General features: G+C 37.6%; 23 protein-coding genes and 1 riboswitch. Of the genes, 22 read left to right on the forward strand and 1 reads right to left on the reverse strand.

Annotation, left to right across the window (positions count from 1 at the left end; translation table 11 throughout):
• The first annotated feature begins 98 nt into the window (after positions 1-98).
• From ACDX78_RS06230 to ACDX78_RS06250, 5 genes are all read left to right on the forward strand, one after another.
• Entirely contained in the window at positions 99-1,085 is a 987-nt protein-coding gene (locus ACDX78_RS06230) for an ABC transporter ATP-binding protein (protein ID WP_486026231.1), read from the forward strand.
• On the forward strand, positions 1,060-1,836 hold the full coding sequence (locus ACDX78_RS06235; RefSeq protein WP_486026232.1) for an ABC transporter permease: 777 nt from the start codon (positions 1,060-1,062) through the stop codon (positions 1,834-1,836). Before ACDX78_RS06230 ends, ACDX78_RS06235 begins: the two co-directional genes overlap by 26 nt.
• 178 nt (positions 1,837-2,014) lie before the next feature.
• Positions 2,015-2,479, forward strand: coding sequence for a CotD family spore coat protein (locus ACDX78_RS06240; protein ID WP_486026233.1), 465 nt, complete (start codon positions 2,015-2,017; stop codon positions 2,477-2,479).
• Positions 2,480-2,555: 76 nt separating this feature from the next.
• On the forward strand, positions 2,556-3,110 hold the full coding sequence (locus ACDX78_RS06245) for an SLOG family protein (protein WP_486026234.1): 555 nt from the start codon (positions 2,556-2,558) through the stop codon (positions 3,108-3,110).
• Between the two features lie 180 nt (positions 3,111-3,290).
• On the forward strand, positions 3,291-3,758 hold the full coding sequence (locus ACDX78_RS06250) for an SRPBCC family protein (RefSeq protein WP_486026236.1): 468 nt from the start codon (positions 3,291-3,293) through the stop codon (positions 3,756-3,758).
• A 310-nt stretch (positions 3,759-4,068) separates the two neighbouring features.
• Here ACDX78_RS06250 and ACDX78_RS06255 read toward each other — a convergent pair whose 3' ends face one another.
• Positions 4,069-5,343 carry a DUF5068 domain-containing protein gene (locus tag ACDX78_RS06255; protein WP_486026238.1) on the reverse strand — a complete coding sequence of 425 codons (1,275 nt, stop codon included), beginning with the start codon at positions 5,341-5,343 and terminating at the stop codon, positions 4,069-4,071.
• Between the two features lie 862 nt (positions 5,344-6,205).
• Here ACDX78_RS06255 and ACDX78_RS06260 point away from each other — a divergent pair.
• From ACDX78_RS06260 to cobT, 17 genes are all read left to right on the forward strand, one after another.
• Positions 6,206-7,309, forward strand: coding sequence for an AAA family ATPase (locus ACDX78_RS06260; RefSeq protein ID WP_486026239.1), 1,104 nt, complete (start codon positions 6,206-6,208; stop codon positions 7,307-7,309).
• Between the two features lie 22 nt (positions 7,310-7,331).
• A complete protein-coding gene (locus ACDX78_RS06265) occupies positions 7,332-8,606 on the forward strand; it encodes a TadA family conjugal transfer-associated ATPase (RefSeq protein ID WP_486026439.1) in 1,275 nt (424 codons plus the stop codon).
• Between the two features lie 20 nt (positions 8,607-8,626).
• Positions 8,627-9,556 (forward strand): type II secretion system F family protein, encoded by a 930-nt coding sequence (locus tag ACDX78_RS06270; RefSeq protein ID WP_486026241.1) that lies wholly within the window; start codon positions 8,627-8,629, stop codon positions 9,554-9,556.
• A 27-nt stretch (positions 9,557-9,583) separates the two neighbouring features.
• Complete coding sequence (locus tag ACDX78_RS06275; protein WP_486026243.1) at positions 9,584-10,450, forward strand: type II secretion system F family protein; 867 nt, start codon at positions 9,584-9,586, stop codon at positions 10,448-10,450.
• Between the two features lie 22 nt (positions 10,451-10,472).
• On the forward strand, positions 10,473-10,652 hold the full coding sequence (locus ACDX78_RS06280; RefSeq protein WP_486026244.1) for a Flp1 family type IVb pilin: 180 nt from the start codon (positions 10,473-10,475) through the stop codon (positions 10,650-10,652).
• Between the two features lie 36 nt (positions 10,653-10,688).
• Positions 10,689-11,330 carry a TadE/TadG family type IV pilus assembly protein gene (locus ACDX78_RS06285; RefSeq protein ID WP_486026246.1) on the forward strand — a complete coding sequence of 214 codons (642 nt, stop codon included), beginning with the start codon at positions 10,689-10,691 and terminating at the stop codon, positions 11,328-11,330.
• Positions 11,331-11,352: 22 nt separating this feature from the next.
• Entirely contained in the window at positions 11,353-12,027 is a 675-nt protein-coding gene (locus ACDX78_RS06290) for a DUF4352 domain-containing protein (protein ID WP_486026248.1), read from the forward strand.
• Positions 12,028-12,073: 46 nt separating this feature from the next.
• Positions 12,074-12,250, forward strand: a complete 177-nt coding sequence (locus ACDX78_RS06295; protein WP_486026249.1) for a hypothetical protein — start codon at positions 12,074-12,076, stop codon at positions 12,248-12,250.
• A gap of 135 nt (positions 12,251-12,385) precedes the next feature.
• On the forward strand, positions 12,386-14,650 hold the full coding sequence (locus ACDX78_RS06300; RefSeq protein ID WP_486026250.1) for a Tad domain-containing protein: 2,265 nt from the start codon (positions 12,386-12,388) through the stop codon (positions 14,648-14,650).
• Positions 14,651-14,663: 13 nt separating this feature from the next.
• The gene (locus ACDX78_RS06305) at positions 14,664-15,275 is read left to right on the forward strand and encodes a DUF4352 domain-containing protein (RefSeq protein WP_486026251.1); all 612 of its coding nucleotides are present in this window, start codon (positions 14,664-14,666) and stop codon (positions 15,273-15,275) included.
• Between the two features lie 140 nt (positions 15,276-15,415).
• A complete protein-coding gene (locus ACDX78_RS06310) occupies positions 15,416-16,000 on the forward strand; it encodes a TadE/TadG family type IV pilus assembly protein (protein WP_486026253.1) in 585 nt (194 codons plus the stop codon).
• A 24-nt stretch (positions 16,001-16,024) separates the two neighbouring features.
• The gene (locus tag ACDX78_RS06315; protein ID WP_486026254.1) at positions 16,025-16,543 is read left to right on the forward strand and encodes an A24 family peptidase; all 519 of its coding nucleotides are present in this window, start codon (positions 16,025-16,027) and stop codon (positions 16,541-16,543) included.
• Positions 16,544-16,554: 11 nt separating this feature from the next.
• Positions 16,555-18,006: a DUF6382 domain-containing protein gene (locus ACDX78_RS06320; protein WP_486026256.1), complete on the forward strand. Its 1,452-nt coding sequence runs from the start codon at positions 16,555-16,557 to the stop codon at positions 18,004-18,006.
• Positions 18,007-18,025: 19 nt separating this feature from the next.
• The gene (locus ACDX78_RS06325; protein WP_486026258.1) at positions 18,026-18,862 is read left to right on the forward strand and encodes a PP2C family protein-serine/threonine phosphatase; all 837 of its coding nucleotides are present in this window, start codon (positions 18,026-18,028) and stop codon (positions 18,860-18,862) included.
• A 2-nt stretch (positions 18,863-18,864) separates the two neighbouring features.
• Positions 18,865-19,680, forward strand: coding sequence for a serine/threonine protein kinase (locus ACDX78_RS06330; protein ID WP_486026260.1), 816 nt, complete (start codon positions 18,865-18,867; stop codon positions 19,678-19,680).
• Positions 19,681-19,707: 27 nt separating this feature from the next.
• The gene (locus ACDX78_RS06335) at positions 19,708-21,060 is read left to right on the forward strand and encodes a type VII secretion protein EssB/YukC (RefSeq protein ID WP_486026262.1); all 1,353 of its coding nucleotides are present in this window, start codon (positions 19,708-19,710) and stop codon (positions 21,058-21,060) included.
• Between the two features lie 163 nt (positions 21,061-21,223).
• Positions 21,224-21,426, forward strand: a riboswitch (cobalamin riboswitch).
• A 157-nt stretch (positions 21,427-21,583) separates the two neighbouring features.
• A complete protein-coding gene (cobT, locus tag ACDX78_RS06340; RefSeq protein ID WP_486026264.1) occupies positions 21,584-22,636 on the forward strand; it encodes a nicotinate-nucleotide--dimethylbenzimidazole phosphoribosyltransferase in 1,053 nt (350 codons plus the stop codon).
• The last annotated feature ends 22 nt before the right edge of the window (positions 22,637-22,658 follow it).

Consider the following 22,658-nt stretch of genomic DNA (forward strand, 5'->3'; position numbering starts at 1 on the left):
TCTGGAGGCGGAGAAATTTTCGTGCTTCGGGTTGTAGTGAAATCGGATGTAACGACGTAAAATGAACCTTGAAATGAAGTAAAGAAGGGATGGGGCACATGGAAAATATCATTGAAGTAAAGAATTTGAAAAAATCTTATAAGAAAAGGAGAACGAAGGAATACATACATGCAATAAGTGATGTATCGTTTCATGTTAAGCAGGGAGAGATATTGGGCCTGCTAGGTCCAAATGGCGCCGGAAAAACAACGACGATCAAAATGCTCTGTGGTCTATTGATTCCTGATTCAGGGTTCATTCAGGTGAATGGGGTAAATATGAGGAAAAAAAGACTGCATGGACTGCGTCATATCAGCGCTGTACTGGAAGGCAACCGAAATTTATATTGGCGTTTAACGGTACGGGAAAATCTTGAGTATTTTGCAGGGAACCGGGGTTTTTCCAGAAAAGATGTTGCAGATAGAATCGATGAACTACTGGAGCAATTTCATTTAAAAGAAAAGGAAAATGAACTGGTTAACCGGCTTTCCCGCGGGATGCAGCAGAAGCTGGCGATTGCGGTTGCCATGCTTGCAGAAAGTGAAGTGATTCTGTTGGATGAGCCGACACTTGGTTTGGATGTGGAAACGGGCTATGAGGTCAGGGAGATTTTGAAAAATATTGTCCGTGATTATAATCGGACGATCATTATCAGTTCCCATGATATGGATGTTGTGCAGGATTTGTGTCAGCGGACCGTTATTATTGATGAAGGAAAAATTATTACGGATGATAAAGTCGAGAACCTATTGAAGTTATTTGAAGTGCGTTCCTATACAATTACACTTGGCGGGCTATTGACGAACGAGCAGCAGGAGCTATTGCATCAGAAATTTCCTCACGTTGTGTATACACCGGACACAGTTCAGTCCACACTGGAAATTGATCTTGCTAGAAGAGAAGATATCTATGATTTATTTGATGTGCTGAAACTGAATCACATTCAAGTTGAATCCTTTGACAGAAGTACTGTTAATTTTGAGCAAATATTCATGAAAATCGTAAAGGGGGAAGAGAGACATGGCTCGCTGGCTCAATCTTCTTAAAGCAAATACGAGAAAGGAATATATTGAATTAAAACGTTATCTTCCGAATACCCTGGCAATGCTGTTTACTTTTTATTTCATTTTCCTTGGAATGTTCCTCGGAATTCAGGTTGTCGGGGACCCAGGTTCCCAGGATGTTAACACACAATACGTGATCGTAAATTATATTTTCTGGTTCCTGGCATTTATGATTATTAACAGCATCGGCTGGGAAGTCATTAATGAAGCGATGCGCGGGACATTGGAGCAGCTGAACATGTCACCGATGGGGATATGGCGTATTATGACCTCCCGGTTAATTGCAACAACCTTGCTTTATTCCATCATGATTGTCTTATTGCTTTATTTATCCATGTTCACGACAGGACAATGGTTAAATCTTGATATTGTTTCCATTCTTCCTGTATTAATACTTACATTAATCAGCATGTTTGGGATGGGCTTCATCATTGCCGGGATCTCAATTGTATTAAAACAGGTGCAGGCGTTTCTGCAGATATTGCAATTTATTTTGGCCGCTCTGACATTTGTACCGCTGAGCCTATCTCCTTTACTGGCCTATCTGCCATTTGTAAAAGGAGTTGACTTGGTTCGGGAAATTATGATTCATGGGGTGACTTTAAGTCAAATACCTGCAGGGGATTTTTTGATTTTAGGATTTAATGCCGTATTCTATTTGCTGCTTGGACTTGGCATTTTCTTTTATTGTGAGCGGGTGGCGATGAATAAAGGGTTGATGGCGCATTACTGATTATTGGCATATGGAGTTATAAAGGCACATTAGGCTTAAGCTTGTCACATGCTGAATTTTATAGCCTTTATAAACTGTTCCATTAGTAATTTTTCGTAAAATAGGTAATTGTCTTATACGAATGCTGGCCTTTTACCATAGGTTATAAGTGTAATCAAATATGGAAAGGGGATTATCAATGGGACATTTTCATAAAGGTTGTGGATGCCCTAAACAAGTAGTTCATCCAACAAAGCATCATTGTGTCCAGCACTGCACGCAAAGTGAAGTTGAGCATATTCATCCCTCTCACACAACTGTCATGAACCATCATACGCAAGTAAATAAACATGTATTTCCGCACTCTACATCTGTTCAAAATACGGCGGGCAGTGTAGATGTATATGGAGGTACCTTCCAGACACCACCTCGGCCAGGTATGGGACCAGGCGGTCAAGTGGCAGGCGCAATGACGCCAGGCTATGGAGCAGGATATGGAGCTGGTGGAGGTCAGGTAGCAGGAGCGATGACACCGGGATACGGAGCAGGTATGGGTAATGGCGGCCAAGTAGCAGGAGCAACAGCACCAGGTCATGGACATGGTCATGGTCACCACCATCATCATGGAGCGAAACACTGGAATAAAAAAGATAAATGGTGTTAACTTATAGAGGGAGCTGACATAGAGGATGTCAGCTCTTTGTTCTTTGATTTTAGGAACGGAAAGGTGCCGCTTACATATGAAAATATTAACAGTGACAGGGTACAAACCAATGGAGTTAAACATATTTAAAGAGGACGACCCACGCATTACTTTTATCAAGGGGGCTTTGGAGAAGCAGCTGATTAATTTCGCAGAAGAAGGTTTGGAATGGGTGCTGATCTCCGGGCAGATGGGTGTGGAATTATGGACCGCGGAAGTTGTGTTGGAAATGAAGGAGACCTATCCGGTAAACCTTGGCATTTTTCCTCCATTTGAAAATCAGGCAAGCCGCTGGCCAGAAGCATTACAGAAAAAATATGAAATGTTAATCTCCAACTGTGATTTTTACAAGCCGATTTATCAGGGAGATTATAGAGGAGCGTTTCAATTTAAGGCAAAAAATATGTGGCTGGCAGATAAAAGTGATGGATGTCTTTTGTTGGTGGATGAAGAATACCCTGGGAGTAACCACTATTTTTACGAGGCTGCGAAGGGAGCAGGCGGGGATTATCCTATTTATACTATTACACCTGCAGACTTGGATGATGTCGTGGAAGAAATTCGGATGAGCGATCCGGATTATTGGGATTGATGTTGGGAGTGGCATGTCGTGCTTCGGTGAGGCAGTGTTTGATGGTAAAACGGGAAAATGCCAAAGTTCACAAAGTTTTCCTCGAAGTTCACAATTACAGACATGAAAAATGCTTACTTCTCTGCACACATACACTAGATTAAATTAAACTCGCTAGCGGTAAAGGAGCGTGTGATAAAAATGAAAATGTATATATTGAATAGCATTCAACAACTGCCAATCTCCAAAGAAGAAGCATGGACATTTTTTTCTGATCCAAGTCAGCTGGAAAACATAACGCCTGATGATATGTCTATGAAACTAATACATGAACTTCCAGATTGTATGTATGAAGGCATGATCATTCGCCATCAGATTGAACCCTTTCCTTTATTTCATATGAAATGGGTGACTGAAGTTACACATATTCAAGAAGGAGAATATTTCATTGATGAACAGCGTTTCGGGCCATTTCGGTTTTGGCATCATCAGCATCGCTTGATCGAAAATAAAGATGGAGTGGAGCTGCGAGATACTGTTCATTATGTGATGCCTTTCTCAATTCTTGGCCGATTCGTTCATCGATTTTTTATCCGAAAGCGTATTGAAAACATTTTTTCATATCGGAAAGCACAGTTGGAGGGGTATTTTGAAAAGATCGAAATGTAAACAGGGGGATGTATATTTCTTTTAATACTCCTTCAGTTGTCTGATGATTACAGACAACTGAAGGAGTATTAAATTTCAGCAAATAGGGTCAAGCCCATTAGCCCTAGTTCACTTCCTATTTTCCAAAGAAAGTCAAGTATTTCCTCTGTAAACAGGTTGGTAATACCCCCCCTCTGTAGCAGAGTATTAATTTCTACAGCGAGGAAAGCGATAGTAAAGGCTCGGTTGTATTTGATCCATAAAATATATACTTATTTTTGACTTAAAAATGGGCAGGAGGAGTTTGTTGCCCCTTCCTGCCCGGTTTACCCTATTTCAGCTGGAATGTTGCTTCCTGACCTTTTGAAATATCTTCAGCCTCCATATCACGCAATGGTCCGATTTCGATTTCAAATGATTTATCCTGCCAAATCAAATCATATTGCTCTTTATCAAGGGGGTACACTTGTAACAATTCCCCTTCTTCACCAGATTCAATGGCACTATTATAATCATAGTTTAATAGCATACCTTCATTCAATGTCCATTGCTGTCCATCATTTAAGTCTAATCTTGATGTCATGGAAGTTTTGCTTATATCAGCGCCTTCTCCATTATCAATCAAAAATTTCACTGTAAGGAGTACTATTCCCTCCGTAAAGTTTTCGAAACGCGGGGCTTCGTCAGCATTTGGCTCAAACGCTGTGAACTGATAACCTTCTAGCGTAATTGTTGAATTACTTAACTCTTCAGTATCGCCAATACCTTCTTCGCTTTCGATCATGGTTTTATCTCCCATGTTATCCGCTGTTACTTTATCTTCATAAAATCCTTCATTGGCTGTTTCTTCTTGTTCGGCAGTCCCTTCTTCATCAAGAGAAATGGTAAATCGCCCCTCTGAACCAATGGTGCTGGAAAAATCTTCCGGGTCTGTTTGTGGCGTCGGAACTTGCACATCTACACTTCCAACATCCAAAACGTCTGCAAATCGGGTTTCCCCAAATGGATAAGTATAATAACCTGTTACTTCTTCTCCTGCGTTCACAGTATAATCGTTATCAGGAGAAAGGATGACCGGCAATTGCTGTTCTTCCGGCAAAATATTTCTGTGGTTTCCTATATTTTTTTCGGCACCCACATAAGTCACATCTAAATGAGGCATATAATGCAGATCATCATCTGTGTCATTTTTAACTGTATATTGAGCTATAATTAATGCGCCGTCATTTTCTTCGTCAAATGGAATATTAAAGTTTGTATGGAAATCATTTAATTCAACTAATGTATAACTATCCAAAGTAACTGTAAGACCATCCATTTCATGGGATTGGGCATCATCATTTTCATATAGAACATTTGCTGTTCCTTCTGTTGTTTCTTCCATATAGGAAATTAGTTCGCTGAACCCACCTTCAAATTCCTCGCTTGATTCTATTTCTTCCTCATCTGCTTCCACAACCTCTTCATCGTCATTTACTTCCTCTTCTGTATCTTCTTCCTCAGTTGCATCAACCGTGGCTTCTTCCTCTTCATCTGAGCCACAGCCAGTAATCAACAATACTGATAGGATTAAAGATACAAATAAAACAAACCCTCTTTTTTGCATGTAACACCCTCCAATTTTAAATATCAAAATACTATTTTATTACAAATCTTTAAAATTGCAATGCAATAATAACATTCCCAGCATATTGGATTCGGGTAATAACAGCATGCAATTTTATGCACCAAAGGCACAAGATTATTCGCCAGATCAAATCAGGATATGATTTATCGCACAATACCGATATGGTCGATATTTATTTAAACAACAATCTCTAACATTAATTAAAGCTTATACAGAACAAAGTTGTGACAAATGAGGGGGGAAAGTGCAACAGGAATAACTTTACATTAATAGTAACGAAACATCAACAGATTTCAAAAAATGATTATAATATAAATCTTATTACTATCTTAATACCGAATACCGAATACCAAACGTATAGCAAGTTATGCTATTTCGCACCTTTTTGTTCATTAAAACGAACGACGATGAATGCCATTTATGCTTATTTCCGATCAAATCGTAATAGAAAGCAAACAATATTTACAAAAATAGTGGATAATCCAGGGTATTAATCTACATTTAGTAACTTTTTGTAACTAAATAGGCAATTAGGCTCATAGATATTGCAGGCATATTTCACTATTAATATAATGAAAAGTACTACTGCCATTTATATCTATTAGGACTATATGATCAATTTTAACAAAACTTTATATAGTTCGTTGACAGGATAATCCTGAGAAGTCTAACCTAATTTAAGAAGCAGATAATATTACAAAGTTGACAAAGAGATGTCAAATATATTTGACATCAGTTCTAAAACCTAATTTTTGTAAAATACGTTTGCGTGCAGCTAGGACTTAAAAATCAGAAAAGCGTTTTGGGGATGTTCAACGAAGGTTGAGGGAGGTTGTAAGAAATGAGTAAAGTAAAAATTGTCCTATTTACACTGGATACCGCTTATGCTGAATACTTTTCAAATTTTATGAGAAACCCGGAGAATAGTATGAAATTCTCAACGAAAATATTTACCAATGTAGATGCTTTCAAAAATAATATAAGAAATCAAAAACAGCACATATTATTAACCGACTATCATCTTGAAGCGGAAGAAACAAGTAATTTTGATGAAGTAATCAAACTTTCAGAAGATAAATCAAGTGAGTCCGAAAAGGGTATCATTGTGTTTAAGTATCAGCCGCTTAACGAATTATTATCCCAAGTATTGTCCATACATTATGAACATAACGGGAAAATGGATAAATCCTTGTATGGAGATAATAAGGATATTGTGATCAGTTTCTACAGCGGGGGTGCCGGTACCGGTAAAACTACCCTTTCTTTATGTCTTGCTAAGCACCTGGCAATGCAGAATAAGCGTGTTTTTTATCTGAGTTTGGAACAATTACATACAACATATTTATTTTTCAAGGAACCTAAAACATCTTCAGCAGAAGTATTTTATTACTTAAAAAACAATACCGATAGATTGATGTCTAAAATTGAATCTTTGAAATCACATGATGCTTTAACAAACATGGATTATTTCACTTTCCCGGTTCTTCCGGAAGAAATGGAAATGCTGGAAGACGAGGATGTGAAAATGCTGGTGCATTCCTTAAAGGAAACAGAAGAATATGATTATATAATTATAGATTTAGACGCTTCTATACACGAACGCAATAATACGGCAATGGAAATTAGTGACGAGGTTTTCTGGATTCTAAGTTCAAACGAAACAAGTATGGAAAGATCGAAGTATATGCTGGATAACGACTTGCTTGGTGTGAAAATGGATAAGTCAAAAATGCATTATATTCTTAATAAAGTAGGTTCGAATTTATTTAAAGGATATAACAGCTATAATTTTAGCATCGAGACGAAAATTCCTTTTAACCCATACTGGCTTGAAACAGACGAACAAGAAAAAGTGCTGGAAGATACCGTTGTAGGGGAAAAGCTTGCAAAATTAATTGAAAAGAACCCTGATTTACATAGGCAGGTGGGTTTAGTTGAAAACTGAGAATAAAAAGAACGAGCATGAAATGATAGAAAATGGCCAGGAATCCCAAGTGAAAAGCGAAGATGAAATTACGAAAGCCTTGATTGAGGAGCTAAGAGAAACACTTGATTTCATGCACTCTGTCACAAATAAAGAATTATTGGAGCACGTTGAGGAAACAGTTATTGATTATGCAAGAGAACATAAAATTAATTCATCGATGATCAAGCAAATCGTAGACCGCATGTATAATGCCTTTCGGGGTCTGGGTGCACTGCAGCCGCTGCTTGATGATCCAACCATTACGGAGATCATGGTCAATAACCACGAAGAAATATTTATTGAGCGGGACGGTCAGGTGTCGAAAACCGACGTAGCGTTTGAAAATAGACAAAAGCTTGAAGATACAATACAGACCATTGTGTCAAAAGTAAATCGTGTTGTAAACGAGTCAAGTCCCATAGCGGATGCCAGACTTGAAGATGGATCGCGAGTAAATGTTGTTCTGCCGCCAATTGCTTTAAAAGGACCCGCCATGACTATCCGAAAATTTCCGGAAAATCCTTTAACGATAGAAGACTTGATCAAGGTGGGAGCATTAGATAATGAAGTCGCATATTTCCTGCAGCAGCTGGTTGAAGCAAAGTACAATATATTTATCGGAGGGGGAACTGGTTCAGGGAAAACGACATTTTTAAATGTTTTATCAAACTTTATACCAGAGGAAGAACGGCTTATCTCCATTGAAGACTCTGCAGAACTTCAAATACAAAAAATACCTAACCTTATCAGTCTTGAAACGAGAAACCCTAATACAGAAGGTAAGGGTGAGGTTACCATAAAAGATTTAATAAAAACATCCTTGCGTATGAGACCCAACCGCATTATAGTTGGAGAGGTTCGCGGAGAGGAAGCATTGGATATGCTGCAAGCGATGAATACAGGGCATGACGGTTCCCTTTCCACAGGGCACGCCAACTCCATTAACGATATGCTGAGCAGGTTGGAAACAATGGTATTAGGTGCTGCTGAATTACCTATTGAAGCTATACGGAAACAAATCAGTTCTGCTATAGATATTATGGTTCATTTGTCAAGGTTTCGCGATCACTCCAGGAAAGTTGTTGAAATATCAGAGTTAAGAGGTATGGAAAACGGGGAAATTGTGATGGTTCCCTTGTATCAATTTGAAGAGGAAGGCGAAGATTTCAAAGGGAAAATAATCGGTAAGTTAAAGCAGACGGAACACAGACTACAATTAACAAACAAGTTAAAAATAGCCGGTAAATTTGATGTTGCAGAGAAGTTTTCTGATTAATACACTGGGGATTGATTAAAATGGATATGGAACAAATTATTGGGACAATTATTATTGTTATTTTGCTGGGAACTATTGTTTTTCGGCGCGTGTTTCAATCCCGAAACAGAAAAAAGGAAAAAAAAGAGCAGGAAAAAATAGAATCCCAAAAAAGAGAAAAAAGTATTCAAGCTATTCGAAAAAGGACAATCGGCGGGGAAGCATTAATTGACTATGCTACGTATGATTTAACCTTTAGTGAAAAGGTAAAATACAGCCTGATTGCCGGGATCGTGCTGTTTGGGATTGCATTTTTATTTTATGATAGCTTCATCGTGTCCATCATTGCAGCATGTTTCGGTCTAATATACCCGAAAATAAAAAAGAAGGATCTGAAGGAAAAGCGTAAAGATCATTTATCATTGCAATTTAAAGAAGCTATTTCCGCTTTATCATCATCACTTGCTGCCGGACAATCGATAGAAAATGCATTTCGGGAAGCTTTAAAAGACTTGAAATTACTCTATCCGGATGACGGGACACATATTATTAAAGAATTCAACTTGATTAATAGAAGAATAGAAAATGGGGAAACCGTTGAAAGGGCAATAGATGACTTTGCGAAACGTTCAGATGTTGAAGATATCAAGAACTTTTCCAATGTATTTATTACATGTAAACGTACCGGCGGGGATTTAGTGAATGTCATTAAACAGACGTCAGATATTATTACGGATAAAATTGAAATACAGCAGGATATTAAAGTTCTGGTATCCCAAAAAAAATTCGAATCAAAAATTATGGCTGTGGCACCCATTGGGATTATCCTGTTCCTAAGAACGTCATCACCTGATTTTGTAGAGCCGTTGTTTGAATTTGGAACTGCTGGCCCGGTCATTATGACTGTTGCACTGAGTTTTATTGTCTTAAGTTTATTCATCAGTCAAAAGCTCATGGACATAAGCGTTTAATATTAAAATGGAGGGGGAGGAGGCAATATGGTATTAAGAATGGTTATAGCTGTTACCCTGATTGTTGTACTATTAGTGACCTTAAAACAAAAGAAAATCTATGAACAATTCATTTCTACATATCAGGAAGATATTACATTGCCTGCCATTGCACCGTTTGCCTTTACAGTTATAGATAAATTGAATTTGTACAAACGTCTCCCTAAACTCGTTAATTTTATTCATCAGAAAATGATTACATTAAGGGGAAGTAAACTTTCCGGAGACCATACAAGGATCTATTTAGCCAAGATGATCACTGTGTTAACAGTGCTGGTACTATTATCATTAGTTGCGGTTGAAGCCAGTGGTGAAGGATATGAAAGTTTAGTGTATGGATTAATACTAACAGTTATTTTTATCGTTTTTCTTGTGAAGGATTTGGATAAAAAAGTGAAGCAAAGAAAGGACTCTATATTAATTGAACTCCCTGAATTTGTGAATAAAATCATTCTCCTGGTAAATGCAGGAGATACAGTACAGGGAGCTTTTGAGAAATGTGTAAACCAGAATAAGCATAGAATATTTGAATCACCATTGTATTTTGAGTTAAATGAAGCTGTGAATAAGATGTCAGCAAACACTTCTTTTCAGGATGCATTGAAAGACCTGAGTTACCGGAGTGGTATCCAAGAAGTATCTGTATTCACGACAACTGTCATGATGAATTACCGGAAAGGTGGAGCGCAGCTAACGGATTCTCTTAAGGAACTATCCGTATCTTTATGGGAAAAACGAAAAACCATCACACGCATTAAAGGGGAAGAGGCATCATCCAAACTTGTATTTCCAATCATTTTTATATTCGGGGCAGTGCTTCTAATCGTAATATACCCCGCATTAACCGTGTTCTAAATTATAAAAGGAGAGGATTATAATGAATCAATTATCAACATTTTTTAAAAACTTTTGGGATGACGAAGAAGGCATTGAAACGATAGAAATCCTGCTTATATTATCAGTGCTTATTGTCATTGCCTTAATGTTTAGAGATAGGATTATGGATTGGATTGATAGCTTATTTGATACTATTGAAGATGAATTGCCTGGAGATTAAATTACTAAACTAATGATGAATTTTGGGGTGACAAAAATGAAACCCTTCTTAAAAGAGGAACGGGGGAGTTTTACGTTTGAAGCAACCCTTGTGTTCCCCGGTTTTCTGTTATTCGTACTTGCAGGAGTGTTCTTTTGTATTGTTGTATTCCAGATGGGAACTGCACATTATGTGGCGCAAAACGCAGCGTCCCATGTTGCTTATTCCTGGAATAACTCGAATAAAGACTTGGAGACTGGTGAATTTGATAATCAGTCATATACGGGGCTGGAAGGTGGAGATGGGCTGTACTGGCGTATTTTTGATAATAATATATTGGGAATGTTTGGACTGGAAGGTGTTTTTGCACCTGAGGAGGGAGGAGGGTTAGTTACTGAAAAAAAGATGCTAGCCCAAAATAAATTCAGTAATCCAATTGATGTGACTGTTGAATACTCTAATTACATTATTTACGGCGAGGTAGAAGTCACAGCAGAATCAGAGTTATATATGCCTACTTTTTTGAAAAATATGTTAGACAGCAGTAATAACTCATTGGCTGCTACATCAAATCGGGTAGTCACAGAGACCCCTGAATTAATACGCACTTTTAATTTTGCAAATTATTTATGGAAAGCCGTCGGTTTACAGGACGCAACGGAGAATATTCTTAACTCGGTCAGAGAATTTTTTGGTTAAAACGAAGGTGGAGGGAAGCAACATGAAACTGTATATCAAATTATCTTTATTACTTATCCTGACTATAACCCTAGTAGTAGGATGCTCTAATAATGAAGAAGATGAGAATCAAACAGATGAAGAGGAAAACAGTCAAGAAGCGAATGAAACAGAGGGAGAAGATATTGAAGAAGATAATGATGTTTCAGAAGATATTAGTGATGAGGCAGAGGATAACGGTGATAACTCAGAAAATACCAGTGAAAACAATGATATGCATGTAGAACATCAGGAAGGACTTACAATGGGTGATACTGGAACTGTAGTAGACAGTCAAAATAGTTATGAGGTGACTTTAAACTCAATCATTTACGATGACAGTATTGATAATATATCAGGTATAGAAACATATGCGGTTGTAGATATTACCGTTGAAAATATCGGCGATGAAAACTTTAATGCTATGGATATTTATAAGCCTGGATTCGGTCCAGATGGTGGATTTGAAGCATCTCTGAACGAAGTATTAATGGAGATCGATACTACAGATCTGGATTTACTGGAAGGAGAAATCGCACCTGGAGAATCAGTGTCGGGTGTTCATGTATTTGGTGTTGCAGAAAAGACGGATAAATATTTATTTATAATTGGAGGAAGTGGTGCTCAAATCATCACCTATGCCCAATGGGAAGTTTCTGATAGTGAAATTGAGGGATGATTAGTTACTACTATTAGAGCTGAAGTTTCGGCAGGAGGAATGGAAAGTGTATGTAGAACAAGATTTATTAGGGGGAGAAATAGCTCCAGGTGAATCCGTTACAGGCGACCATGTGTTTGAAATAGCTGAAATCCATGATGAATATCTTTTCATCATAGGAGGACGAGGCGAACAAATAATAACATACGCTAATTGGGATGTATTGGAAAGTGAAGTATATTAATTAATATCATCCATTAATTAATAAACTGTTATATTTTTGCTTTCTACGACTAGGGAAATTGATAATCCAATAAAGTAACTAATTAGTTGACATCAACTGTCAGCTTACTAAACATCTTCTTTCAGGAGGTGAAATATGAAAAGTTTTTTTAAACGTCTTTTGCACAGGGAAAAGGGTGCAGTTTCGGTATTTGCCGTTCTGATTATCCTGCCAATTTTTCTGCTTAATGCTTTATTTATTGATACCATTCGCATTATTACAGCGGAGCGGCAAATTGACAATGCTATTGATACCGCTCTTCGTTCAACAATGGCAGAGTTCGATGAAAAGCTGGCTGCTGTTGGGTTGTTCGGTTACAGTGGGAGTCAGGCAGAGGCAGAATCAGATTTTCAGCATTATTTGCAAGAGCAGATGTACGATTCGGGGGAGCTTAGCGGCGCATTTTCGCTCGTACAACCGGATATACATAGTGGTTCAGCAACAGCCACATTTGATACAGACCGTAACCTGGTAGATCTGGATGTGTTCGAACATCAAATTTTGGAAAGTATGAAATACCAGGCACCGGCTCAAATTGGTCAGGAAATATTTAGTTTTGTTAGAAACTCAGGAATAGATAACATTTCTCAAGACGATGCCAATAATATTGAAGATCTAGCTGAATCCTATGAAGAATTATTTGAGTTGGCAAAGCAGCGGAATGAGAAGATTGATGAGGCTCGGAGTGATATTGAAAAGTATATTAATATGCTTAGTGAAGATGGTGATTTTTCAAACATACTTGGTCCGTCTAACCCGAGTTTGCCTGAACAGATACCAGAAGATATCCGAAATATGGAAGAGTTGATCTATTATAACGAACGTTATCACCAGTTAAAAGAAGAAGCTGAAGAAGCTGAAGAAGCTGAAGAAGCTGAAGAAGATGGTGATGAAGAAGATGAAGAAAGCGAAGAAGAAAGACAGCAAGAGATTGAGAACTATGAAAATGCACTTGATGAATCAAAAGATTACCATTTGTCCCTGTTTCTTCAATTCCGTTCGATTAAGTCAGATATAAATAGATTGCTATTTGGTACGGGGCCCGCTGCAGGTTCACCGGACAATTATGGACCAAACTCAGCTATGGACTACAATGATCGGATGGCGGACATCATGGGAGATCTCAACTTTGATGGTATTGACATCGATGATGAATCCCGTAGTGAAATTGAAAAGCTGGAGAACATGATATTGGATGATGAGTTCTTTAACGAAATTTATAACCATATTGAAACACTTGATGAACAATTCTCACCAAATCAATCCATGAGTACAGAAGATGCACTTTCTGGTGAATATGGGTCAAGAACAGTCGTTGAACTTGTGGATGGTTTCCATAAAATCATTGAGGATCATGTAAATCCTGCCACTAATATTAAGGATACATTAAGGCAAAGATACAATGACTATCGGAATAATGACGCTGAAGTACTGCAAAACCATTTAGGTGATTATGAAGATTCCAAGGAATTGCTGGAGCAGGAAGATGGTTTGGAGGAATTGGAAGAAGAAGCAGATGCATCATTTTCCGATTTGTGGGATATTATAGGAGGCCTTGAAAACTTAGCAGATGATCAAGCTACTTATGATCAATTAGAGAGTATTATCTCACAATACGATGCAGTAAATGGTGACATTGATAATGAAGATCCGGGAAGACTGCAATTTGTAAAAGATGCATTTGACCGTTTCGGCCAGTTCATAGAATTCGCAAACGGGTTTCCAGAGTCATTCCGAAACCAGCTTTATATCAATGAATATGTTATGGCAAATTATGGTACAGATACATCGTATAATCTAGCGGAGCCAGATGCTTTTCTATATAAAAATAAGCAGGCCCAATTTATTACTTATGGTTATACCACAGCCGGAGCCAATTACGTTGCATTTATCAGGGATATAGCGATGGTGTTTTTTGTTGTTGCTTTAATTGATGCAGTATTATTTAAGGGAGGTTTTGCTGGTCCGTTGGGAATTTTAAGAGCTGTAGCTGATGCTTTTCGAGTGACAGTAACAGGGGTTATGCAACTGACCACGGGTAATAACCAATATTCGTGGAGGCCATTGCAAATATCACCACCACTTAATATGTCAATGCCTTTATTTATGCGCATTTTTATGATTGTGAGATCTACTGGAGGAGAGGATTATAATAACGATAAAATGCGACGACTGCAAGCAGCTATCACATTGGATACAGATGTTCAACTGGATGACAATCCGTCATATATAAGGGGAACGGTAAGAGGCGATGTGGATTTATTGTTTATTCCAGGGTTAACAAATCTTCTACCGAATGGAAGTGGAAGTTTATCCGGAAATACTTATACAATTGAGAAGACCAAAGTTTATTCTTATTAGGGGGAATAAAAAAGTGAGAAAGTTATTTATTATTTTACTTGCAGGTATATTCATTGCAGGCTGCAATGGAAATGACGAAGAAGAAAATAGTAATGGGGAAATGAACGGGAACGATCAGGCTGAAGAAAATAATGGTGATGACGATGGTGAGAACAATGAAGACAATGGAGATGAACAGACAAATATTTATCAAATTGGTGAAACTGCAGAAGGAACGAGCAGTTCCTATGGATTTCCTTATGAGGTAACAGTAAATGATTTTGAAGTAACTGGTGATGAAGTAGCAGGAAATACATTAGAAGATATATACGCCGAAGGTTTCGAGCCGAGTGAGGATGCAAGATTTGCTGTGGTCAATGTTACGTTAAACAATACAGGAGATGATTCATTTGTTCCGAATGATACAATGTCTCCAACATTAGATGGTGAATTCACAAGTGAATATCCAGATATGAGTTTAAGTCCTGAGCTTGACGCGGAACTTAATCCCGGAGAAGAAGTAACAGCTGATCTTGTTTTTATAATTGATACGCTTTTCCAGGAAGATGGAGTTGTAAATTTGGTGTATAACATTCATGATCCCAACCATGAATTTCATTTTGAACTGCCAATTCCTGAACAATAAAGGCAAACTTCTAAGGGCACTTGTTGCCCTTAAGAAGGAATACTAATAAGTAGTTAGTGTTTCTTCTTAAGCGCAGCACATTCTCTTCGCTTTAAATAAATGGAATATCATGTCTTAGAAAGAAGGTGGCTTGTATAAAGTTGAAGATTTTACGCAAAGAAGATGGAAGTATCACGGTGGAAGCATCATTACTCATCCCTATTCTATTAACTTTTTTACTGTTTTTAATGTCATTAGTTAAAATAGCCATTGCTGAAATGGCATTGCAGGAATCCGTAAATGAAACAGCACAAACAGTAGCCCATTATTCATTTCTCGCGCTTGTGATTGAGGGGGCAGTGATGGATGGTACTGAAGGGTTTATTGATGATTTAACAGACGATCAAAAGGATAGATTTGATAATAATATGATTGCGAATCATTTGCTGGACACATTAAGTGAGGAAGTTAAAAGTGAAATACCTTCAACTGGAGCACTGCTTAATGATCATGTGGCAGAAGCCACTTTTGAAGAAGCAGTCATGAATAAATACAAGGACAAAGTAGGGGGATCAGATTTCTTTAATGCAGATGGCATATCCATCGTTGATCACAATTTTCCTCAATCCCAAGATTCAGATGTCAGAATTGAAGTCGAAAATGAACTACGTTTTGTGTTGCCTTTTTATGAGAGGGATATAACCATCAGGAAAAAAACTGTCGAACGCGCTTGGGCTGGTAATTGACACTAAAATGGAAAGGAGAGAAAAATGGCTGGACACTTTATCATATTAATTATATTTTTAATCGTTGCTTCCTATTATGATATCAGGTATCAACGGCTGCCTAATTGGTTAAACATGAGCGGAATGCTGGTTGGTATGGCTTACCATCTTATCGTAAACCAATTGGATGGTTTCATAAGCTCTGTGCTGGGGCTATTGGTAGCAGGCGGCATATTGCTGGTCATGTATATTTTTAAAGCGCTCGGAGCAGGTGATGTGAAATTATTCGCAGCTATTGGAGCTATCAGCGGTGTTTTGTTTTCTTTATATGCTATTATGTATACCATCATTTTTGCAGGAATTATTGCACTTATCGTATTATTATTCACTAAAACTTTTTTGATCAATATTACATTGGCACTCTTACATATTAAGGAATCTATTAAAGATAAATCACTAACACCTTTGGATGAATTTAAAAACAATATTTCCAACCGGTTTCCATTCATTTATGCTGTTATACCAGGTGTTATCACAGCATTTTATTATATGTATCTGGCTTAAGGAGGAATAACATGTCTACGCAACTGGATGAATATTCAATAGAGTATGTTGAATCTAATGGAACATATTTAAAACTGCAAAAAAACCAGAATGAAGGATTTAAACAAGACGATTTTCAGGAGCTTCAGCTGAAAATGATTCAGTCAAATCATTTTCCCAGACTGCTGCCAATGAGCTTTGAAGATATAAATAACCGGATTTCCGTTTTTTATAAAATTGAAGGTTTACGAAAGTTACGTTCATTAACAAAAGAACACCCACCTACCATGCAGGAATATTATGCTTTGTTTATCAATCTTATTCAGGCATTGCAAGATTCGAACAATAATATGCTGACAGACCGTCACTTTGTATTGAATGAAGAGAATATTTATATAGGAAATGGTTATCACGATGTAAATTTAATTTACCTGCCGCTTAAACAAAGTGAGGAGAATAGCTCTGTTTATGAAAGTTTGAAACAACTGTTGTTAAATATGGCGAGTGAAGTTAAAGGGTTGAATGGTACGCAGTTTAAAATGATTCTTAACTATATCAAAGATCCCGGTTTCAGTCTTCAGGGAATAAAACAGTTATTAAGCAAACTTCAAGATAAACAGCAGGAGCATGCTGCTGAAGAGGACAATCAGGAAGAAGAGAATCATCAGGAAGAATATAAAACAAAAAAGATAAGGCGAATGCCCCCTTTAAACAGGAAATTAAAACTTTATTCCGTATTAATTGGGGTTCTGTTACTCGCCGTTGTCTGGAATTTTTATGATGGATCTCCAAGTCCGTTTATGTTTACATTATCAATCATCTTATCGCTTGCTGTTATTGGTGGTGTAGTCGTTTATTGGTTTGTATGGCGGCCTGGTGTAGAACCAATTATTACTGAAAAAGAAGTAAAGGTGAAGAAAAAACAAAACAAACCAAAGCAAACAAGGGAAAGAAAAGCGAAGGCTGCGTCATCAAATGAATGGCAACCTGAAAAACAAAAGCAGGAAAGCAATCAGCTGACGGAAACAGGTTTTGCATTACCTCAACAGGAAAGTGCTTCAACCATTGATTCAACTACTGGAAACAATGCAATACCTGAGAAACCACAAACACAAGTTTATGATGAAACAATGCTGCTGGATGAATCGGAAATGGTATCCGAATCGAAATTACGAAAAGCACAAAATTATTTGCTGGTGGACCGAGAAGGAACGGAAGAAAGAATGGAACTGGATGAAGATAATTTTGTTATTGGCAGGGCAGAAAAAGGAACAAATTTTGTTGAAAACAGCATCGGTGTATCGAGAATGCATATTGAATTTATAAAACTCTCTGATACTTACGGGATAAAAGATTTAGGTGCTAAAAATGGTACCTACATTAATCAAGAGAAGATAATTCCTTATAAAATTTATGAACTGGAAGATGAAGATGAGGTACAAATCGGAAAAACAATCTATACGTATAGGGTCGTCTATGATTAATACAAGGAAGGGAATAAAATTGTACGGAGGAAAGGTAAGTGTAAACCCTTCATCCAAAAAGGTGAATGAAGATTACCTTACATACGTCAGCGATACGATGAATAATGGTGAAGATGTACATATAGGAATCATTGCTGACGGGATGGGAGGACATACATCAGGAGATGCCGCGAGTTACTATGCAGTCCATTTTATATTGAAATGGTGGAAGCGTATCCTCTGGGAACATGATTCAGTGGATGCATTTTTTAAGGATTGTCAAGCCAGTATTATAGATGTCTTTTACGAAATCAATGATAATTTAATTGAGTTAGGAAGACTGGAGAATAAGAAAATTGGTACAACATTAAGTGTCATATTATTTGTAGGGAATGACTATTACGTTTGTCATATCGGAGACACACGAATTTATCGATATAGGGAAAGCGTGCTGGAACGAGAGGAGAAACCGACAGACGATACTATTGATCTGGATGAGGAAAAGTCGCTATTACAGCTGACAGAGGATCATTCCTGGGCATCGGAGCAAATTAAAAACGGTAAAATGGAACCTGAAGCTGCCAATAATCATGAAAAATCTCATTATCTTACGCAATGTCTGGGTGTAAAAGGTGGCATTAAGCCTTTTACCGCTTCAGGATCTTTTACAAGTGCTGATTACTTTTTATTAACCTCTGATGGGTTTCATAATTTATTTTCCGATAATTGGATAAGGGATCAATGGTGCAATAAACTTGAAGAAGGGGCAAGTATGCAGGAAATCTGTGATTACTTTTACAAATTAGCTAAAACATCTCATTTCCGTGATGATGTTTCCATACTTACGGTTAATATCAGTGAAAGAACTGGGGAATAAAAATGGTAAAAACGCTTGAATATATTGATGGGAAGTACAAGATAGTAAGCTTTCTATGTGAAGGCGGCACATCTCATGTATATGAAGTAGAAATTGCTGGGGAAGAGCGGGCTGTTTTAAAAATATCTAAACAGCCCACAACCCTATTAAACGATCAGATTGATAATGAGGCTAAAATTCTTGCTGCTGTTAACCATGAAAATATACCCAAACTGTTTGATAAGGTAATGGTGGATCGTCACTACCACGGTATTATCATGGAAAAATTGGAAGGCAAGCGCCTATCGGATATTATTGAAAATGAAGGAAGGAAGTTCGATTGGCAGGAACTGTTGGATGTTGCCAAACAACTTGCTGATATCATTCAAACTTTCCATCAAAAAAATTCGCCAATTGTGATCAGGGATATTAAACCATCAAATATTCTGTTGTCTAACCGAACCGAGGTACATTTAATAGATTTTGGGACATCTGCTGTACTGAATGCTGCCGAGCGGCATAAAGCTTTAGGAACAATTGGTTATGCAGCACCGGAACAGTTTGAAAACGGGGGTATTGATTTGCGATCAGATTTATTTTCATTTGGAGCCACATTGTTTTACATCGTAAGCGGCGGTAAAAATATTTACACAAGCAATGCAAGAAATATATTATCCAATAACCTTCCTAAATCTTTTGCTCATTTTATATTGAAGCTGACAGAAACAAATGCGGATGAGAGATATGACTCGATAGACCAAGTTATAAATAAATTAAATAGAGTACGGCCAACTTTTTTGGAACGTATTTTCCGTTCGGATATTGACCAGCCAATGTAGATTTTATAGAACCTTGGAGGTGATTATATGGAAGATTCTCATGTGCTAAAGCATGGATATATTAAAGAAGAGAACGAATCAATTATTTATCAAATTCAAAAGGAACAAACAAGATTGGTTGATAAGGAACAATTATATGAATTAAAGAAAGATGATCCTTTATTCTTTAAGTTTCAAAACTGCAAAGTAGATGATACATATGTTCGTGTTTCCTACGAGAAGCTGCAAGGATATAAATCTATTCAGCATTTTTTAGAAGCCGATCAAGAAGTTAAACGTCAAATAGCTATTAACCTTTTGTCCGTAGAAAAAATGATTGGCACACAATATACCACGCTAATTCATCCAACTAATATTTATGCTGATGATATAGGTAATGTCATGCTGGCTCATCGTGGCATTCGTTCTGTTTTTCCAACCGAGGAATTAACAGTTCCTCAGCTTCTGTCAGAGTTAAAGAAGATAATCATTTATCTGTTTTCATCCTATAGTTTATCGCAAATCAACAGTACAAAAAAGAAGAACATATTAAGAGAAAATTCTTTTCTGGAAAAAATTCATCAGGCCGACAGCATAGAGCATCTTAATCGAGTGCTCCATTCTGAACCAATTCCAGAGCAGAAGCAGGGAAAAGAAATTCCGAAAAAACCGTTGCTCTCTGGTATTTTAATAGGTGTACTTGCCGGTATGTTATTGCTCTATATGTTTAAAGTAGTACCAATGTCTGAAGCGGCAGATAACCAAATGAACCAAGAAGCGGAACTAAGTCATGAAAATCTGGAATTAATTGATGAAAAAGAGGAACTGCAAGCTTCACTTGAGAATAGAGATTTAATGATAAGAGCCTATGAAGCAGCTATAAATGGTGATACAGAAGAAGCCATTTCAACTTTCGAAGGTGTTGAAAATCTTCATGAAAACGCTGAAATGATATTACTTGAACAATATCTTAACTCAGATACTCCAGAAAGTCTGGAAAAAGCAGCCAATTTGGGTGAAGACTACCCTTTGAGGGTTGTTGAAGGATTAACGGGACTAAATAGTTCAGATGCTAATGAGGCAATTCTTACGATAGCATCTGATATACCGGAAGTTAGTATTGAAAAAGCCTGGATAAATGAAGAATATGAATCTGTGATTGAAGTTTACGATGATAATCAGGAAAATGAAAGAGCAAAATATCTGGCGGCTCACAGTTATATTGAACTGGAAAATCATGAAGCGGCACTGGATCTTGGGCAAGAACTCGAGGATAATGATATTCAAATTGCCAGTCTTATTCTCCAACAGGAGGAAATAGCGGACGATGATGACCTGGATGATGATGAAAGAGATGATTTAATTGAGGAATTGGATGAAATGATTGATGATTTGGAATAATAATAGAAAGTCTGGGCAAATTTGTTATTGGATGAATGGTTCAAATCAGAATCCGATATAATGAGAAAGATAGGTTCTTTTACGAAATGCAGGATAGGGATCGTTTTAGCTATGAACTTATTTTACGTTACGTCCTGTCTCTTAGGGCTTGAAAGATTTTAATTAATTTATTCAAATGAATGGTAATAGCTTACAAGCCAAAACTGAAAAGCAAGTGATCAAGCCGATGAACTCCCGAATGAAAAGCTTCAGCGGACCCGCCACTGTATAGGGGATTTTCGTCAGATATGCACTGGAAAAATTCCGGGAAGGTTTGGTGAAATGTTGATTCTGAGCCAGGAGACCTGCCTAATGCTTCTATATGTATATAGATGATGGAAAAGTCTGTAGTGTATTTGTTATGCAAATAAACTACAGACTTTTTCTGTTTAGCAGTCTTTCTTATTCTGAATAAGGTCAGGCTAATCCTATTACTATAAAGACTTGGAGAACAGCTAATTTCAACAAAAAGGAGATGGATAAAATGAGTCTGTTACAAGAAACAATAGGAAAGATTGAATCACTTGATCAAATAAAAATGAATGAGATAAGAATGAGACTGGATAATCTGGTGAAACCTCCAGAAAGTCTAGGTAGATTAGAAGATATCGCTATTCAGCTTGCTGGAATTACAAAAACAGTTTATCCAGACCTGAACAATAAAGCCATAATTGTCATGGCCGCCGATCATGGCGTCTATGAAGAAGGGGTTTCCGGCAACCCGCAAAATGTAACATATATACAAACACCGCTATTTCCAAGGGGACTAACAGGTGTGTGTGCGATCAGCAAGGTTTCCGGTGCTAAAGTTGTAGCAGTTGATATTGGTGTAAAAGGCGACATTTCAAGTGAGACCGGCGTAGTCATTCGTAAAATAAAACATGGTACAGATAATATAGCTAAAGGCCCTGCCATGACAAGGGATGAAGCAATAAAGTCAATAGAGGTTGGGATACAAATTGCCAATGAGGAAATTGAAAATGGTGCACAATTACTTGGAATCGGTGAAATGGGGATTGGGAATACAACACCATCCACTGCCATTTTATCGATATTAGCAGGAGTTGATGACCCCGTTGAAATCACAGGTATAGGTGCCGGGATTGGAGAAGGCGGAATTGATCACAAGGCAAAAGTAATTGATGAGGCGATTAAGCTTAATCACCCTGATCCTAAAGATGGCACCGATATTTTAAGCAAGGTGGGAGGTTTGGAAATTGGAGGGATGGCCGGTGTCATTCTTGCAGCGGCAGCGAAGCGAACCCCCGTTGTTGTCGATGGTTACATATCTACTGCAGCCGCCCTGATTGCTGCAGTGATTGAACCTAAGGCAAAGGAGTTTATGATTACTTCCCATGTTTCTCTTGAACCCGCTGCAAAAAAAGCCAGCGAACTGCTTGGCATTAATCCGTTAATGGAAATGAATATGCGTCTTGGAGAAGGGTCTGGGGCCGCACTTGTTTTCCCGATTATCGAATCAGCATGCAGCATTATCAGAAATATGGCCACGTTTGATGAAGTCGGAATGAAAATTTAACTATATACAGATAAAAAACGGG

The organism is Virgibacillus oceani (assembly GCF_041521345.1).
Taxonomy (GTDB): Bacteria; Bacillota; Bacilli; order Bacillales; family Amphibacillaceae; genus Virgibacillus_N; species Virgibacillus_N oceani_A.

What these genes read in the sequence shown, in the direction of transcription:
- ACDX78_RS06315 (WP_486026254.1), top strand. Translation starts at nt 16,025, where the DNA reads ATGGCTGGACACTTTATCATATTAATTATATTTTTAATCGTTGCTTCC.
- ACDX78_RS06335 (WP_486026262.1), top strand. Translation starts at nt 19,708, where the DNA reads ATGGAAGATTCTCATGTGCTAAAGCATGGATATATTAAAGAAGAGAAC.
- ACDX78_RS06255 (WP_486026238.1), bottom strand. Translation starts at nt 5,343, where the DNA reads ATGCAAAAAAGAGGGTTTGTTTTATTTGTATCTTTAATCCTATCAGTA.
- ACDX78_RS06285 (WP_486026246.1), top strand. Translation starts at nt 10,689, where the DNA reads ATGAAACCCTTCTTAAAAGAGGAACGGGGGAGTTTTACGTTTGAAGCA.
- ACDX78_RS06290 (WP_486026248.1), top strand. Translation starts at nt 11,353, where the DNA reads ATGAAACTGTATATCAAATTATCTTTATTACTTATCCTGACTATAACC.
- ACDX78_RS06240 (WP_486026233.1), top strand. Translation starts at nt 2,015, where the DNA reads ATGGGACATTTTCATAAAGGTTGTGGATGCCCTAAACAAGTAGTTCAT.
- ACDX78_RS06235 (WP_486026232.1), top strand. Translation starts at nt 1,060, where the DNA reads ATGGCTCGCTGGCTCAATCTTCTTAAAGCAAATACGAGAAAGGAATAT.
- ACDX78_RS06250 (WP_486026236.1), top strand. Translation starts at nt 3,291, where the DNA reads ATGAAAATGTATATATTGAATAGCATTCAACAACTGCCAATCTCCAAA.
- ACDX78_RS06230 (WP_486026231.1), top strand. Translation starts at nt 99, where the DNA reads ATGGAAAATATCATTGAAGTAAAGAATTTGAAAAAATCTTATAAGAAA.
- ACDX78_RS06275 (WP_486026243.1), top strand. Translation starts at nt 9,584, where the DNA reads ATGGTATTAAGAATGGTTATAGCTGTTACCCTGATTGTTGTACTATTA.
- ACDX78_RS06280 (WP_486026244.1), top strand. Translation starts at nt 10,473, where the DNA reads ATGAATCAATTATCAACATTTTTTAAAAACTTTTGGGATGACGAAGAA.
- ACDX78_RS06260 (WP_486026239.1), top strand. Translation starts at nt 6,206, where the DNA reads ATGAGTAAAGTAAAAATTGTCCTATTTACACTGGATACCGCTTATGCT.
- ACDX78_RS06320 (WP_486026256.1), top strand. Translation starts at nt 16,555, where the DNA reads ATGTCTACGCAACTGGATGAATATTCAATAGAGTATGTTGAATCTAAT.
- ACDX78_RS06265 (WP_486026439.1), top strand. Translation starts at nt 7,332, where the DNA reads ATGATAGAAAATGGCCAGGAATCCCAAGTGAAAAGCGAAGATGAAATT.
- ACDX78_RS06300 (WP_486026250.1), top strand. Translation starts at nt 12,386, where the DNA reads ATGAAAAGTTTTTTTAAACGTCTTTTGCACAGGGAAAAGGGTGCAGTT.
- ACDX78_RS06245 (WP_486026234.1), top strand. Translation starts at nt 2,556, where the DNA reads ATGAAAATATTAACAGTGACAGGGTACAAACCAATGGAGTTAAACATA.
- cobT (WP_486026264.1), top strand. Translation starts at nt 21,584, where the DNA reads ATGAGTCTGTTACAAGAAACAATAGGAAAGATTGAATCACTTGATCAA.
- ACDX78_RS06270 (WP_486026241.1), top strand. Translation starts at nt 8,627, where the DNA reads ATGGATATGGAACAAATTATTGGGACAATTATTATTGTTATTTTGCTG.
- ACDX78_RS06330 (WP_486026260.1), top strand. Translation starts at nt 18,865, where the DNA reads ATGGTAAAAACGCTTGAATATATTGATGGGAAGTACAAGATAGTAAGC.